Here is a 15,814-nt window from a genome sequence, read left to right as displayed (position 1 = left end):
GAATTATATTTTGATTAAAATATAGCTTGACTAGTGATAGTTATTAAAAGCGACGTAACTGCGAATGCAACAATATGCTGCCATTTTTTAACATTTGTAGCAGTTTTAAAACCATTGAAATAAAGTACAAAACTGTAAACAAGAAGTGGCAAAGTTGCACAGCCACCAACTGCAACTATGATCAGATCTAACATTTCTACATTTGCCGGATTTCCTTCTCCTCTTGCTACGCTACTTAGCGCAGCTTTATAAAAAGGCAATCCCATCATAGGCATTGCAATAATCAGCGGAATCTGAGAGACTAAAACTGTGTTAATAATATCAATAATTCGTGCTTTCCTGTTAATGAATTTGGAAAAAACCAATAGAACAATCATTGCGAAAATGTAACTCAAAAAATTGATTCTGCTAACATCCCAAATCGTTTGCTCATCATCCGGCATCGATAAATGGAAGATGCTGTCGTTAATCAATCCTGCGTAGAAACATCCGAAAATATTGATAATAAAAAAAATGATACCCAAAGTCAACATGTGCTTCTCGTCAAATTTCTCAAATGGATTGAAAATAGTTTTCCAGGTCATAGTTTTTATTTTTGAAGTTTTTTAACTTTTTCGATGAGATCATCCATTTTATTTCTCATTGTTGGATAAGAAAGTTCAGCTTGTTTAGCCATCTCCTTAATGCTTCCGCTGGAAAGAAAAAAGTTGAGAATAAAGTCCTGATCGTCGCGGCTTAGTTTCAAAAGAACCGGAAGCTCGTAATCGCCATTCACTTGTGTGGCGCAGGAAGGGCATTTCATCTGACTTACATTAAGCGTATGATCGCAACTGGGACAAACTGTCGGAAGTTTCATTTTTATTTAATTTTATTTTACAAATGTAATAATTATTTTAATAAAGTTAAAAAATATTTTAATTTTATTGAAATTCATTTGACTTAATGACATAAAAAAACTTCCATTTACGGAAGCTTTAATTTTTATCAATATCATTTTAAAGAAGATAATATTATTGTATATTAATATTAGTGATGTCATTTTTTGTTTTGTCATCGGACTTTACATATTCGCTGTAGCTCCCCTGGGAATATACTTTCTGTTCTATGTTTCCGAATTTAGCAGATGCAGGTTTCCAATAATTTTGATCAAATTTTTTGGTAAGGATAATAGAGCAGATAGGACTTTTTGAGGTTATTTTCAGTTTTACAGTTTTGATGTAATTAATTTCCGAATAGAAAAATTGTGGGATTTTCTCGTTAGATTCCTGTGCTTCTCCATTGGCATAACTCACTGTCCATTTGTAGAGATAATCGGATGAATTCTCATTTGGAAAAAATGAAATAACTGATTCTGTTACCTTTACATCTTTAAAATCATCAATCTGAATACCGCAGCTATTTTCTATAATGTTTTGCTTGGTATCCACAACGTCAAGGGCTTTTTCACATTGCAACAGACCTTGATTCGTCAAAACCGAAACAGAAAGTATGTTTTTTGCAGGACTTGCAGCCGTTACTGTAACTTTATTAGTTTTGTTATTGCCTTCTATTTTGAGACTTTGCTCGTTGGAAGATTTCCAAAAATAACACTCGTCACATTGTGCTTTTGCATCTACGGAAAAAGATGCAGTTTCATTTGGTTTGATAGCGCTGTTTCCGACAATTGTGCATTGCCCAAAAGTAATGGTTGCCAGGAATCCGGCAGCCAGAGTTAAATTTTTTTTCATCTGTGTGTGTTTTGTGCAAAGTTAATACAAATTTTTATACCTGTATTACACCAAGATTAAATTTTTCTGTAATCGGCGAATGATTGGCAGCCTCTATTCCCATGCTGATCCATTTTCTTGTGTCCACAGGGTTTATAATTGCATCTGTCCAAAGTCTTGCAGCAGCGTAAGTTGGCTGGGTTTGTCTGGTATAATCTTTTAATATTCTGTCTAACAGTTCTTTTCTGTCTTCATCAGTAATTTCTTTTCCTTGCTTCTTAAGTGCAGATTCCTGTATTTGCAGTAGAACTTTACCAGCCTGAGAACCGCCCATCACAGCGAGTTCTGCCCAAGGCCAGGCGACAATCAGTCTTGGGTCATAGGCTTTTCCGCACATGGCGTAATTTCCTGCACCGTAAGAATTTCCTGTAATTATTGTGAATTTCGGAACCACTGAATTGGAAACGGCGTTTACCATTTTTGCACCGTCTTTTATGATGCCTCCTTGTTCGGATTTTGAGCCAACCATAAATCCTGTCACATCCTGAAGGAAAACCAAAGGAATTTTTCTCTGATTACAATTCGCAATAAAACGTGTGGATTTATCAGCAGAATCAGAATAAATAACTCCTCCAAACTGCATTTCGCCTTTTCCGCTCTTCACCATTTTTCTTTGATTGGCTACGATTCCTACGCTCCAACCGTCAATTCTTGCAGTACAACAGATGATGCTTTTGCCATAGTCTGGTTTGTATTCTTCATATTCAGAATTGTCAACCAGACATTTTATGATTTCTAAAACATCATATTGATCTGATCTAACGGCAGGCATTATTCCAAAAATATTATCGGGATTTTCTTTTGGTGGGGCACTTTCTATTCTGTCAAATCCAGCTTTGTCAAAATCACCTATGGATTTCATGATGTTTTTGATTCTGTCCAGAGCATCTTTATCATCTTTGGCTTTATAATCTGTAACTCCAGATATTTCGCAATGCATCGTAGCACCTCCAAGAGATTCATTATCAATGTTTTCACCGATAGCAGCTTTTACAAGATAACTTCCTGCAAGGAAAATACTTCCTGTTTTGTCAACAATCATCGCTTCGTCACTCATAATTGGCAGATAAGCACCACCGGCAACACAGCTTCCCATAATGGCAGAAATCTGAACAATTCCGGAAGAACTCATCTTTGCATTATTTCTGAAAATCCTTCCGAACATTTCTTTATCGGGGAAAATCTCATCCTGCATTGGCAAGAAAACACCGGCTGAATCAACTAAATAAATGATTGGCAAACGGTTTTCCATCGCGATTTCCTGAGCACGCAGATTTTTCTTTCCTGTGATTGGGAACCAGGCACCGGCTTTTACGGTAGCATCATTTGCAACTACAATGCATTGTCTTCCGGAAACGTAACCTATCATTACTACAACACCGCCAGCAGGACATCCGCCTTGCTCCTCATACATCTCGTAGCCCGCAAATGCACCAATTTCTATGGAGTCAGAATTTTTATCAAAAAGATATTCCAATCTTTCCCTTACAGTCATTTTTCCTTGATCTCGTTGCTTCTGCAGTGCTTTTTCGCCGCCGCCCAATTTGATTTTTGACAAGGTTTTCTTGATGTCAGAAAGTTTCAGTTTGTTGATGTCTTCTCTTTTATTGAATTCCAGATCCATTTTTGATTTTCTTTGGCGCTAAAGATAAACTTTTTTGTAAAATATCACGAGCGATTTGTTTATCACAAATATTTATAAAATTATTTTCTTAGTCGTAATTCCTGATTTTTGTGTGACCTTTACAATGTAAAGACCTTTAATGTATTTTTCAATGTTGATAGTCAATTCTTTAGAATGATTGCTTTTAGAAAATACCATTTTTCCGGAAGCATCATAAATTTCAACTTTACTGATCTCCTGACTGTCTTTTACAATCAATCCTGACGAATTTTTATAAATCAGTAATTGGTTTTTCACAGGATTTTCGGTTCCCAAAACAGCATCTTGATAAATGATCTGGAAACGGTTGTCATCTTGACCGGGCGAAGCAGAAAATGTATAATAAGCGTCCTGAAGATTTTGCACAGAGCCATTTAAATTATCTTTGATGTAAATAGCCTGATTTGTAAAAACACCATCCTTACCATCTATTGCAATAATGTGATTACCTGTGGTTGAGCATTTGATTCCCAAATCAACTACGTCGTTTGTATTAAAAGGTTTTGCCCGGGACTGGATCTGTAATTTATGAGATCCCAAATTGGAATAGAACGAGTCATTACCAATGCTTAAAAGGTCGGCGTCGTAATCCGGATCATAATCATTGGTTGCGTTTTCGTTATATGCAAGCAGAATTGTATTTCCCAAATTTTGCGGCGTAATCAGTTTCAGCCAATAGCGGTCTATCACTTCTTGTTCGTCATCTTCCTCATCTCCTTCCTCTTCATCATTGGAATTTTTATTAAAGAAAATAGAATCTGTTGTGTTAGACGATCTGATGCCATTGTTGAAAAGTAACGGAGCGTTGTCATATTTTGCCTGAACAATAAAGCCTTGGGCAATTTTTGTGTAGGCCAATGGTCTCAAAGACGATTCCTCTACGCTGGTAGAGACGTATGTAGGTCCAACACCACCTACGCCCGAAACATAGGTTGCATAGTTATTACCATTGTAATCCGAGCCTTGTTGGGCAGTCACAGAATTCAGATTGGTCCAGAGCCATTGTTTGTTATAGATTGCATTTTTGTTTGTACTATAATTAAACAAGCTGGAAAAATTGATGTTGGAAGGATAAGGATTACCAATAAGGTTATATCCTTTATCAGCTCCTGCGCTTTTTTTCAATGTTATGGAGATTAATCCCGCATTAGGAACGCCTGTGAATGTGAAGCTTTCATTTACCAGAGCATCTGTTGGATAGCTGTTTTTTCCGCGGATAGCATATCCTATTCCCGGACTGAATGTTGAGCTGGCATTAAGACCTGTGGTAACAAAATTATCCGTAGCTTCATTATAAACAAAAAAACGATTGGTTGGGGTGCCGGACGAAAAATTATAGAGATTTTGTCCTGATACAGGTGAGCTCCAGTAATTGTAATCCGACCTTTTTAAATTAGCTTCTCTGTAAACTATCGCATTTCCTGTTCCAGAGTAAGAATCTCCATTTTCCTGTAAAAATGTAGCGTCGTTTTCTACAATGATGGTTCCATTATTAACAACATTTCCATAGGCTTTCAAAGAATATCCTTCTGCAATGGTAAGTGTATAGCCGGGATTGATTGTTAAATTATTGGTAGCAGCAACAGAATTGAAGGTCAGATTTCCATCTATGGTTGCATTGACTGTACTTCCTGGTACACCATTGTCCCACGTTGTTCCGTTCCATGTGGTATTGTCTATCATTGTAAAAGTGGCTTTATAATTTGTGCCGCCATTATTTAGAAGTACTGTTCCGGAGCCTGTCGTCATTGTGTAATAGATCTCTACGGTGTAATTGCCTATGGGTAATGTGTTTGAAATGGCAACTCCATCACCAGTGTAGATGGTTTTCCAGATTTCATTTCTGCCTCCGCAACCATTTGTAGAGTCTGAACTTTTTGTATAACTGATGCTTGCAAAAGATCCTGCGGGAGAAGCTGTAGGATAGACTCTGTAATACATGGTGACACCGGAGATGGTTTCTGATCCGCATCTGGAAACTGCGGCTTCACCACCCATAAATCTAAGTGTATTTTTTCCTGTTAGGTAAGTTCCCAGATCACTTCCGTCATACACGGTTCTTCCGCTACAACCTCCACCGTTGTCTATGCAATAGTATTTTATCGTAGCTGCGGCAGCACCTCTTTGTTTAAAAGCTGGGAATCCGCCAGAAAATGTTTGAGAGTTCAAAAAAGAAAAGACAACAATCCCAATCAATAATAAAATATTTTTTTTCATAATAGGGTTTTTACAAATGTAAATATTTTATTTAATATGTTGTAAGTCAGATTGTTGATTGTTTAATTGTGTTGATTTTGTGGTTGTGATAGCTGAATTTGTTTATATAATTTTTTATGGTTGAATATTTATAATTTTTTTTGACTTTATTTTAATTTTTTATCATGAATGATTTTTTAATATCATATCTCCAGAATATGTAGATTATGGAGCATAGCTTACGTTTACCGAATTAAACATCTTAGACTAATAATAAAAAACTTTTTCTAGCGTTATTAGTTTCAAAGTGAAATAAATTTTTAGTTAGTTTATGTTATTTTTAATAAGTTCTTTATTAAAAGATCCGTCCCGAATTTCTGGGCGGATTTTTTAATTTTGAGATTGGCTCCTAATATTTATTTTTAGACTTCAAATCTGTAATATTTATTATAATTTTGCAGACTGAAAATCAATAGTCCCAATGAAGAATTCTTATCTGCTGAGGTTACACTTTATCGTCTTTTTATGGGGATTTACGGCAATTCTTGGAAAATTGATTTTGGCGGAAGCTCAGGTCCTTGTTTTTTACCGGATGTTATTTGCAGCGGTGTTTCTTTATCTGTATATCAGATTAATCAAAAAAGAAAGCATCAAAGTTCCTAAAAATCTCTTATTTCAACTGGTAGGAATCGGCAGCGTAATGGCTTTTCACTGGCTGTTTTTCTTTCAGTCGATTAAGGTTTCAAATGTTTCAATTGCTTTGTCTTGTCTCTCACTATCCACGCTTTTTGCGTCTTTGATAGAACCTTTGATATATCGCCGAAAACCAGATTGGGTAGAAGTGATCATCGGCCTTATCATTGTAGTCTGTATTTCTTTGATCTTCAATGCAGAACTGAAATATAAAGAAGGAATTATCTACGGAATTCTGTGCGCGTTGTTTGGAACAATCTTTTCGGTTTTCAACGGAAAAATGTTTGGAAAAACCAGTTCAGGAAATATTATTTTTTACGAAATTGCCGGCGGCTGGTTAATTATCAGTTTATTTTTTATTTTTTCAGGACAAATTTCTTCAGTCAGCGAAATAAGTTATACTGATATTGCGTTAGTATTATTGCTGGCTTCCGTCTTTACAGCTTATCCAATGTTTGAAAGTGTGAAACTGATGAAATTCATCTCGCCTTTTACATTGATTCTGACGGTAAATCTGGAACCAGTTTATGGGATTATCCTGGCTTTTTTTATCTTTGGAGCATCAGAGCACATGAGTCCTGTTTTTTATGGCGCTTCTTTCGTGATGATTGCCTCGATTGTGGTCAACGGAATCATCAAATCGAGAAGGAAGAAAGAAGATATCATTACAGAAACAAAACCTCTGTAAACACTTATTAATGAGAAGATTTTTATTTTTTTTAATGCTAATTTTAACCCAGTTTTCTGATGCACAAATCATCAGAAAATACTCCAATGAGTTCCTGAATATCGGAGCGGGCGCAAGAGGTCTTGCGATGGGTGGTGCGGTAGTTTCCAATCAGGACGATGTGTATTCCCCAATGTGGAATCCCGCAGGACTGATTAAAATAGACCGTGACTGGCAAGTCGCCGCAATGCACGCAGAATACTTTGAATCTATCGCCAAGTACGACTACATTTCTTACGCCAAACCTCTGGATTATGGGAACGGCGTTTTTGCCATTTCATTAGTCAGGCTCGGTGTAGATAATATCCTTAATACAACTCAATTAATTGACTCTGAAGGAAATATTGATTATGATAAAATCAGTTCTTTTTCTACATCAGATTACGCTGCTTTATTTTCTTATGCTTTCCATCCAAACGGAAACCAGAAATTAGACGTGGGTGCGACGGCAAAAGTGGTTTATAGAAACGTTGGTAAATTTGCCAGCGGATATGGTTTTGGTTTTGATCTTGGCGCCGTTTATCACACAGATACAGATTGGAATCTTGGATTTATGCTGAGAGATGCAACTACAACGGTCAATTTCTGGACGATTAATCAAAAGGAATTATCAGCAGTTGTAAATGGCGAAGAATTCAACCCTGCTCCGACGGATAAAATGGAAATTACCATGCCAAAACTGAATCTTGCTGTGAGCCGAACTTATGAATTCAATCGAGATTTGAAATTGCTTCCTGAAGCTGGCCTTAATATCGATTTTGCTAAAACTGCAGCTTTGGTTTCCACAGATTTTGCAAGTATCACACCTTATGCCGGCGGAGAATTGATCTTTCAGGATATGATTTTTGTGAGGTTGGGTTTCAACAGGTTTCAGACCATTTCTGACATCGAGGATCTGAAAAGAAAAGTATCCTTCCAGCCAAGTGCAGGAATTGGAATCAAATACAAAGGCTTAACTTTGGATTATGCCATCACAAATTCCGGAATCGGCGGTTCTAATTTTTATTCTAATTTCTTTTCTCTGAAACTGGATATGCAGGGTTTCAGAAATTAAAAAAAATAAGTTCTTTATTATGAAAAAAATTTCCATTTTTTTGTCTGTTATTTTTATTGTATTAATAAAATCTCAGACTGTTTCTGACTACAAATATGTTTTGATTCCTCAGGAATTCAATGATTTTAAAGAAAACAGATCTTATAATTTAACCGGGATTCTGGAAAAATCTTTGAAGGGAAAAAAATACGCAATCCTTCCTGAAACCAAATCTGACTGGCCCGCAGATGCACTCAATAATCCTTGTCAGGTTTTGAGTTCAGAGGTTATGGACGATAAAAGTATGTTTAGAAATAAGGTTATTGTACAATTCAAAGATTGTAATAATCAAATCGTACTGGCCCTGAAAGGTGTGAGTACAATCAAAGAATTTGAACCGGGATTTCAGGACGCTCTAAAGCGTGCTGTTGTTCAGATTCCTGTTTCAAATCCTAGTGAAGCAGTACAAAAGATTGCGGAATCTAAACCTCAGGAGACAGCTAAAGTTATCGAAGAAAGAAAACCGAATGAAACAACTTCTCAATCTGCAAAAACTGCACAGAGATACACAAACGGAAAATTAAATTTACAGAAAATTCAGATAGATGACAGTCAGTTTATTTTGGTAGACGGAAATAGTTCGGTTCCCTTTGCTACATTCAAATCTACGGCTAAGAAGGATGTTTACAGAGTGAAACTGGGAACAGGAGAATCCACAATCGGCTATTACGAAAATGGGAATATCACCATTGAAATGCCAAAGAGCAACGGGGAATTTTCAAATGTAGTTTTTACTGCCAATTAATTAGAACAAATTTTATCTTAACAAAAATAAAAATGGTCAGAAGCGATTCCGACCATTTTTTTGTTTAAGTACTTTTAGTAAGCAAAGAACCAAAAGCCAATTGCTACCAGCAAATTATTATTTATTAGGCTGAGGTGTAAATCTCAAATATGGCTTCACAACTCTCACACCTTTTGTAAATTTTTTCTCCGCATCTTCCTGCGAAACAGCCGGTGGAATGATTACATCTTCGCCGTCTTTCCAGTCAACAGGCGTTGCAACGCCGTAGTCATCAACCAATTGTAATGAATCCAAAACTCTCAGGATTTCTGTAAAATTTCTTCCGGTAGAAGCAGGATAGGTAATGATCAATCTTACTTTTTTATATGGATCTATGATTAATAGTGATCTTACCGTTAAAGTTGCACTTGCATTTGGATGGATAAAATCATAGAGTTCAGATACTTTTTTATCCTGATCTGCAATGATCGGGAATTCCACTTCTGTATTCTGAGTTTCATTGATGTCAGAAATCCAGCCTTTGTGATTTTCGATTCCGTCAACGCTTAATGCCAGAACTTTTGTATTTCTTTTATCAAATTCCGGTTTCAGTTCTGATGTTCTTCCGAGTTCTGTAGTACAGACAGGTGTGTAATCAGCAGGATGGGAAAACAAAATTCCCCAGGAATCGCCTAGGTATTCATAAAAATTAAGTTTTCCAAGACTGCTTTCTGCATCGAAATCGGGAGCTGTATCACCAAGTTTAATAGACATATTATTAATATTTTTTTGATTAATGGATAACAAATTTAATGATAAAAATTTCAATTCATACTAATTTAGTATTATTTATTTTCATCAATAAAAAAACCACAAATGAATGTGGTTTAAGTTTTTATTCTGAATGTAAGCCTATAATTTTCCGATTTTACTGTCGTCAATCTTATAAAGTCTAATCACTTCTTCATAGCTTAATTTTCTAGGATCTACAGAACTTTTGCCACCAAAGACCGCAGGAACCAAAACAACTCTGAAAGTTTGTCCGTTGATATATTGGCTTTTAAAAGCAGCATCAGTTAAAGAAAGATCAAAATTGGTGTTCAGATCAATTTGGACATCCTCTCTTGTGAAGTCGAAAGTATAATCCATCTCATCGCTCCCGAAGAAGTAAGTTTTTGGAAGCGGCTCCCAGATTGGACTATTTTGTCCAGGATTATTTTTACGGTATACCAAAACAATATCTTGACTTAATAAAGGAAAATTAAATGGCTGATTGTAACCGTAATAATTAGTAGCATTTTGTACAAGATTGACATTAATGTCATAAACAGTTGGATAGTCAACTTCTACTTGTACATAATCATCGTCATCATCTTTACAACTAAAGATAAATATACTGGAAATCAGTAATAATACGAGGGGAAGGAATTTTTTCATAAGTTTAATTATTTACGTTATAAATTTAATTACAAATAACAGACCATAAAAATAGCCATTTTCATCGGATTTAATATCTTTATGGAAAGTTTCTAAAATTTTAGATATCAAAAAAATGAAAAGGTTAAGTCTCATAATAATAACTTTTATTTCGCAATTTTACTACCCTCAGTATCAACCGAAAAACATTTCCAAATCGGAAATTAAAAAGGCGAATGATTGGGTTGATAAAACTTACAATTCACTTTCGCAAGAGGAGAAACTCGGTCAGCTTTTCATCGTTGCACTATACACGAACAAAGACGAAGCTCACATTAGCCAAATCAGAAATATTGTTCTGAATGATAAAATCGGTGGATTGATTCTGATGCAAGACGATGCGGCGAGAGAAATAAACTTAGTCAATGAATTTCAATCTAAATCAAAAGTGCCGCTGATGATTGGGATGGATGCGGAATGGGGCGTTTTCCAGAGGATTGCAAAAGCACACAAATATCCGTGGGCGATTACCTTGGGAGCCATTCAGGATAAAAATCTGATTCACGAAATGTCTTCCAAAATTGCAGAAGATTGCAGGAGAATGGGCGTCAATTGGGATTTTGCGCCCGTTGTAGATGTCAACACAAATCCAAACAATCCAATCATTGGAAACAGAAGTTTCGGTTCCGATGTTAATAATGTGGTGAATTCTGCCTTGGCTTATTCCAACGGTTTGCAGGATAATAAGATTCTAGCGGCCATCAAACATTTTCCTGGCCACGGTGATACTTCCACAGATTCACACTTGGATTTGCCGGTTGTCCCCCACACTATGGAAAGATTGGAACAAGTTGAATTAGCACCATTCAAAGCGTTGATGAATAAATCAATTGGTGGTGTAATGGTTGCTCATCTTTACGTTCCAAATCTTGAAAATGAAAAAGGAATTCCAGCTTCCATTTCTAAAAAAATCATTACCGGACTTTTAAAAGAAAAATATGGCTACAAAGGTTTGATTATCACTGATGCGCTTAATATGGGAGCCGTTGCAAACAAATTCAAGGCGGGAGAATTGGATGCAATGGCTTTCAAAGCCGGCAATGATATTATGCTGTTTTCACAGGATGTTGCAACCGGAAAAAAACTGATTCAAAATGCGCTTGATAATAAAGAAATTCCACAAAGCAGAGTAGAAGAGAGCGTGAAGAAAATTTTGTTGACAAAATATTTTTTAGGTCTAAATCAATATTCCAACGTCAATCCGGAAAACGTCAATGAAGATTTGAACAATGCTTCACATTCCGAAATCGTTCAGAAAATGTATTCCAACGCCTTGACTTTACTTAAAGATGACAAAAAATTATTGCCATTGGATTGCAAAGAAACTTACTATTACGTTCCACTGGAAGAAGCGAGTTATGAAACTTTCCTCAATCAATTAAATACAGGAACAACGGTAATTCTTAAAAAGTCAAATGAAATCTCTACAATTCCGACTAATTCAAAGGTAATTATTGGTTTTCACAAAGATAATTCAACCGCTTATAAACCTTATAAAATTTCGGATTCAAGCAAAAAGGTTCTTTCAGATTTAAGTAAAAATCAAAATGTAATTCTGGATGTTTTCGGAAGTCCTTACGCTTTAAAAGATATTGATATTTCTAAAGTTTCCACAGTCTTAGTTTCTTACGAAAATAATGACGATGCGATGAAAGCTACAGCCAAGGGAATTTTAGGTCAAACGAAAATCGTGGGAAGACTTCCGGTTTTAGTCAATGATAATCTGAAATTCGGAATGGGAATGGATATTGACACTAAAATCCCAACCAATCAAACCGATAGAAAAAATAGTTCGGAAACAAAAAATTCTAAGACTGTAATTGAGTAAATTTGGAACAAAATGAGATTCGCAATATTTTTTTTTACTTTAATTATCGTTCTTTCTTGTTCAAAAAAAGAAAAGGATTTGACAGTTGAAGTTGAATTAATAAAATCAAATCTGACTAAATTTAATAATGAAAATATGCTGGCTTATCGACCATCAAAAATAGGTTATAAGGTAAAGGCAACAGTTAAAAATAATACAATTAAAGAAATCAAATTTTGGACAATGTCTTGTTCTTTTGTACAAGATTTTACAACTAATAACAAAAAGAAATTATTGGTAACTTTATTGCCTACAGATTGTGATTCCAACTTTCCTATGACTCATTTATTGAAATCTGATGAATATAAAGATTTTGAGTTTTATATTCTAAAAGATAATAATATTACTGATGAAAAAGTAAATGATGAATTATCAAAAACAAAAGTGGGTTTAGTTATAAAAGCTGAAACCAATGATGTCTATAATAATTTTGACGACTATCTTAGAAATGTAGATTCAGGAAAGAAGATCAAAATAATTTGGTCAAATGAGATTGATTTGAGTAAATAATTTTGAGATAACTAATATAAATCAAATAAAAAGTCATTGTACTTTTTACATAATACATTGTACAAAAAGAAATGAAAATAGGTATACTTTGTTACCCAACTTACGGCGGAAGCGGAATTGTAGCAACAGAATTAGGAATGAGTCTTGCCGATAAAGGCTATGAAGTTCATTTCATAAGTTCCGCACTGCCAGCACGTTTAGACGTCACCAATCCAAATATTTTTTTCCATAAAGTGAATGTTCAGACTTATCCACTGTTCCAGTATCAGCCTTACGATATCGCTCTGTCATCTATGATTTACCGAGTTGTGAATCTCTATAAATTGGATATTTTGCACGCGCATTATGCAATTCCTTACGCTTATGCGGCGTACACGGCAAAGCAAATGTTGAAGGCAGAGCACAAGGATGTACCTTTGGTTACCACACTTCATGGCACAGATATTACTTTAGTTGGACAACATCCAAGTTACAAACATGCTGTGGAATTCTCCATCAATCAGAGCGATGCGATTACGTCAGTTTCCGAAAGTTTGAAAAAAGATACGCTTCAGTTTTTTAATATTCAGAAAGAGATTCAGGTAATTACTAACTTTATAGATAATTCGGTTTTTGATGAAGATTGCAAAACTTGCCAAAGAGAACAGTTTGCGACTGACGATGAGAAGATCCTGATTCACGTTTCCAATCTTCGTCCGGTTAAAAGGATTCAGGATGTTTTGGAGATTTTCAAGAATGTCAATAAAAAAATAAAATCAAAACTTATCATTATTGGTGAAGGTCCAGAAATGGAAAAAATCAATCAGTTTTTGGAAGAAAATCCAGAATTGATTGGAAAAATAAAATTACTTGGAAAAGTGAATGACCTTTATAGAATTCTACAACTTTCAGATGTCTTTCTTTTGCCTTCTGAGCAGGAAAGTTTCGGATTGGCGGCTTTGGAAGCGATGGCGGCAAGAACGCCTGTGATCAGTAGTAATGCTGGTGGAATTCCGGAAGTTAATATTCAAGGAGAAACTGGTTTCCTGGCTGAAATCGGAAATGTGGAAGCAATGTCCAATTACTGTATCAAACTTTTGAGCAATGAAGACCTTCTTGCCGAAATGAAAAAGAATGCGAAAGCACAAGCACTGAAATTTGACCTCAAAAATATCCTTCCAATCTACATCGAAATGTACGAAACGACGATTGCGAAGTTTGAAGAAGCGAAGTTGATTGACGCTGGAAATTAAAATAAAAAAATGTTTTGAAGATATTGTCATTTTATTTAAGTCTTTTTTTAATTCTAATTTTGAATTCGTGTGTGTCTTATACAAATGAAGATATTCAGAAAAGGATGATTAAAAAATTGAAAAAATTTAATCCAGAAAAAGTTGATGTAAATTTCAATACCTTATACAAATCTGAAGGTTTATTTAAGTGTACTAATGATTTGAATACAATGACTGAAAAAGTAAAAAGTACCTCTGATGGAAAATATGAAAAATACATTTATATTTATGAAGACGGAAAAGTTGCATTTTTAGCAGTAAATATATCTTCATATTATGAGAGATATGTACAAACACCAACAGGAAAATTTGATGCTGTTCTCTTTTTTCAAGGAAATAAAACAAAAATAATGAGAAGTCAAGTTTTTCATCCTATATTAGGAATGGACTTTGGGAAAGGAACTTATAATGAAGATATTAAACTTAGTAAAAGTCAGATAGTCTTACGAGAAACTGAAGAATCTTGCAAGACTTACAGGTTAATAAAAAATTACAAACCTTAGAATTATAACTTTATTTAAATAATAATCAGAAATTTCCAAAATTTTTATAACTTAACCCTTTCGAAGTCAAATACTTTGAAAGGGTTTTTGTTTAACGAAAATCAAATACACAAATGAATGAAGAAATATTACAATATCTCTGGAATTTTAAGAAATTCCGACGTTTCGATTTTGTTTCCGTGGACGGGAAAAATATCGAAATCTTAGACTTTGGCGAATGGAACAAGAATTCAGGGCCGGATTTTTTGTTTGCTAAAATTAAAATAGACGACCTAATTTTCGCCGGAAACATCGAGATTCATACCAAAGCTTCCGATTGGTTTTTCCACAACCATTCTGGAAATCCCGAATTTGGAAATCTGATTCTTCACGCCGTTTACATCAATGATTGCGACATTCCCGAATTGGAAAACCAAAAGATTCCGACTTTGGAACTGAAAGGCTATATTGATGAAACCTTGATTCAGAAACATCAAAATCTGCGGGAAGAACATTCGTTTATTCCTTGTGAAGATTTGTTTGATAAAGATAAAATGCCCTTGTTTTTTGAAGAAGAAGTTTTGCTCAAGAAACTGGATTTTAAATCTGAGTCGTTGGAATTATCATTAAAGAAAAATCAAAATAATTACGAAGCTGTTTTGTTTCAACAATTGGCTTATACTTTTGGATTAAAAGTAAATGCGGATATTTTTCTTCAATTGGCAGAAAGTCTGGACTTTTCCGTTATTCAAAAAATCAAACAGAATAAAGTTCAATTGGAAGCTTTGTTGTTTGGGATTTGCAATTTTCTTGAGGAACCGAAAGATGATATAATGAAAGTTTGGAAACGTGAATTTGATTTTTTGAAAGTGAAATTTAATTTATCCGAAGTAAGAATCGCTCCGAAATTCTCAAAACTTCGTCCACCAAATTTCCCAACGATTCGTATTTCTCAACTCGCAAATCTTTATCATTTTCAGCCAAATCTTTTTTCGAAAATTATCGAAGCAAAAATGATTGCTGATTTGTACTTGATTTTCGAAGATGTTTCAGCGTCGAAATATTGGGATAATCATTTTAATTTTGGGAAAATTTCTCCTGTTGAAAGTCGGAAATTACTGAGTAAAGATTTCATTGATTTAATCATTATTAATGCGATTTTACCCATCAAATATTTTTATCAGAAGAATCACAATCCGGAAATAGCTGACGAGATTTTTGACTTGTATAAATAACTTAAACCTGAAAAAAATTCTGTTCTTGATGAATGGAAAAACTTGGGTGTCAAATTCGGGAATGCTTTGCAGACACAGGCTTTTCTTTACCAATACAAAACATTTTGCACT

The 15,814-nt window shown here is 34.8% G+C and carries 15 protein-coding genes; 8 read left to right on the top strand and 7 right to left on the bottom strand.

The window, feature by feature from the left end:
- Positions 1-14 precede the first annotated feature (14 nt).
- The 5 genes from OPU68_RS12710 to OPU68_RS12690 all read right to left on the bottom strand — a co-directional run bounded on the left by OPU68_RS12710 (position 15) and on the right by OPU68_RS12690 (position 5,646).
- The gene (locus OPU68_RS12710) at positions 15-584 is read right to left on the bottom strand and encodes a YIP1 family protein (RefSeq protein ID WP_498474363.1); all 570 of its coding nucleotides are present in this window, start codon (positions 582-584) and stop codon (positions 15-17) included.
- Positions 585-589: 5 nt separating this feature from the next.
- A complete protein-coding gene (locus tag OPU68_RS12705) occupies positions 590-856 on the bottom strand; it encodes a DUF2089 family protein (RefSeq protein ID WP_498474362.1) in 267 nt (88 codons plus the stop codon).
- A 154-nt stretch (positions 857-1,010) separates the two neighbouring features.
- Positions 1,011-1,727: a hypothetical protein gene (locus OPU68_RS12700; RefSeq protein WP_498474361.1), complete on the bottom strand. Its 717-nt coding sequence runs from the start codon at positions 1,725-1,727 to the stop codon at positions 1,011-1,013.
- Positions 1,728-1,761: 34 nt separating this feature from the next.
- Positions 1,762-3,390, bottom strand: coding sequence for an acyl-CoA carboxylase subunit beta (locus OPU68_RS12695; protein WP_498474360.1), 1,629 nt, complete (start codon positions 3,388-3,390; stop codon positions 1,762-1,764).
- A gap of 72 nt (positions 3,391-3,462) precedes the next feature.
- Positions 3,463-5,646: a DUF8693 domain-containing protein gene (locus tag OPU68_RS12690; RefSeq protein ID WP_498474359.1), complete on the bottom strand. Its 2,184-nt coding sequence runs from the start codon at positions 5,644-5,646 to the stop codon at positions 3,463-3,465.
- A gap of 460 nt (positions 5,647-6,106) precedes the next feature.
- Between OPU68_RS12690 and OPU68_RS12685 the strand changes: the two genes are divergently transcribed.
- From OPU68_RS12685 to OPU68_RS12675, 3 genes are read left to right on the top strand one after another with little or no spacing between them, the layout of a single operon-like run.
- Positions 6,107-7,006, top strand: coding sequence for a DMT family transporter (locus tag OPU68_RS12685; protein ID WP_498474358.1), 900 nt, complete (start codon positions 6,107-6,109; stop codon positions 7,004-7,006).
- Between the two features lie 34 nt (positions 7,007-7,040).
- Positions 7,041-8,099, top strand: a complete 1,059-nt coding sequence (locus tag OPU68_RS12680; protein WP_498474357.1) for a putative type IX sorting system protein PorV2 — start codon at positions 7,041-7,043, stop codon at positions 8,097-8,099.
- A gap of 19 nt (positions 8,100-8,118) precedes the next feature.
- Positions 8,119-8,883 carry a hypothetical protein gene (locus OPU68_RS12675; RefSeq protein ID WP_498474356.1) on the top strand — a complete coding sequence of 255 codons (765 nt, stop codon included), beginning with the start codon at positions 8,119-8,121 and terminating at the stop codon, positions 8,881-8,883.
- Between the two features lie 117 nt (positions 8,884-9,000).
- Here OPU68_RS12675 and OPU68_RS12670 read toward each other — a convergent pair whose 3' ends face one another.
- Entirely contained in the window at positions 9,001-9,636 is a 636-nt protein-coding gene (locus OPU68_RS12670; RefSeq protein ID WP_498474355.1) for a peroxiredoxin, read from the bottom strand.
- A gap of 138 nt (positions 9,637-9,774) precedes the next feature.
- On the bottom strand, positions 9,775-10,299 hold the full coding sequence (locus tag OPU68_RS12665; RefSeq protein WP_498474354.1) for a hypothetical protein: 525 nt from the start codon (positions 10,297-10,299) through the stop codon (positions 9,775-9,777).
- A 115-nt stretch (positions 10,300-10,414) separates the two neighbouring features.
- Between OPU68_RS12665 and OPU68_RS12660 the strand changes: the two genes are divergently transcribed.
- The 5 genes from OPU68_RS12660 to OPU68_RS12640 all read left to right on the top strand — a co-directional run bounded on the left by OPU68_RS12660 (position 10,415) and on the right by OPU68_RS12640 (position 15,703).
- Positions 10,415-12,166: a glycoside hydrolase family 3 protein gene (locus OPU68_RS12660; protein ID WP_498474353.1), complete on the top strand. Its 1,752-nt coding sequence runs from the start codon at positions 10,415-10,417 to the stop codon at positions 12,164-12,166.
- Between the two features lie 12 nt (positions 12,167-12,178).
- Positions 12,179-12,715 carry a hypothetical protein gene (locus tag OPU68_RS12655; protein ID WP_498474352.1) on the top strand — a complete coding sequence of 179 codons (537 nt, stop codon included), beginning with the start codon at positions 12,179-12,181 and terminating at the stop codon, positions 12,713-12,715.
- Between the two features lie 71 nt (positions 12,716-12,786).
- The gene (gene bshA, locus OPU68_RS12650; RefSeq protein ID WP_498474351.1) at positions 12,787-13,947 is read left to right on the top strand and encodes an N-acetyl-alpha-D-glucosaminyl L-malate synthase BshA; all 1,161 of its coding nucleotides are present in this window, start codon (positions 12,787-12,789) and stop codon (positions 13,945-13,947) included.
- Between the two features lie 104 nt (positions 13,948-14,051).
- A complete protein-coding gene (locus OPU68_RS12645; protein WP_498474350.1) occupies positions 14,052-14,489 on the top strand; it encodes a hypothetical protein in 438 nt (145 codons plus the stop codon).
- Between the two features lie 113 nt (positions 14,490-14,602).
- Entirely contained in the window at positions 14,603-15,703 is a 1,101-nt protein-coding gene (locus tag OPU68_RS12640; protein WP_498474349.1) for a DUF2851 family protein, read from the top strand.
- Positions 15,704-15,814: the final 111 nt, after the last annotated feature.

This window comes from Chryseobacterium sp. TB1-D10 (assembly GCF_059803555.1).
The sequence above is the reverse complement of the archived record's forward strand: the minus strand, read 5'-3'. Positions and strand labels throughout refer to the sequence as shown.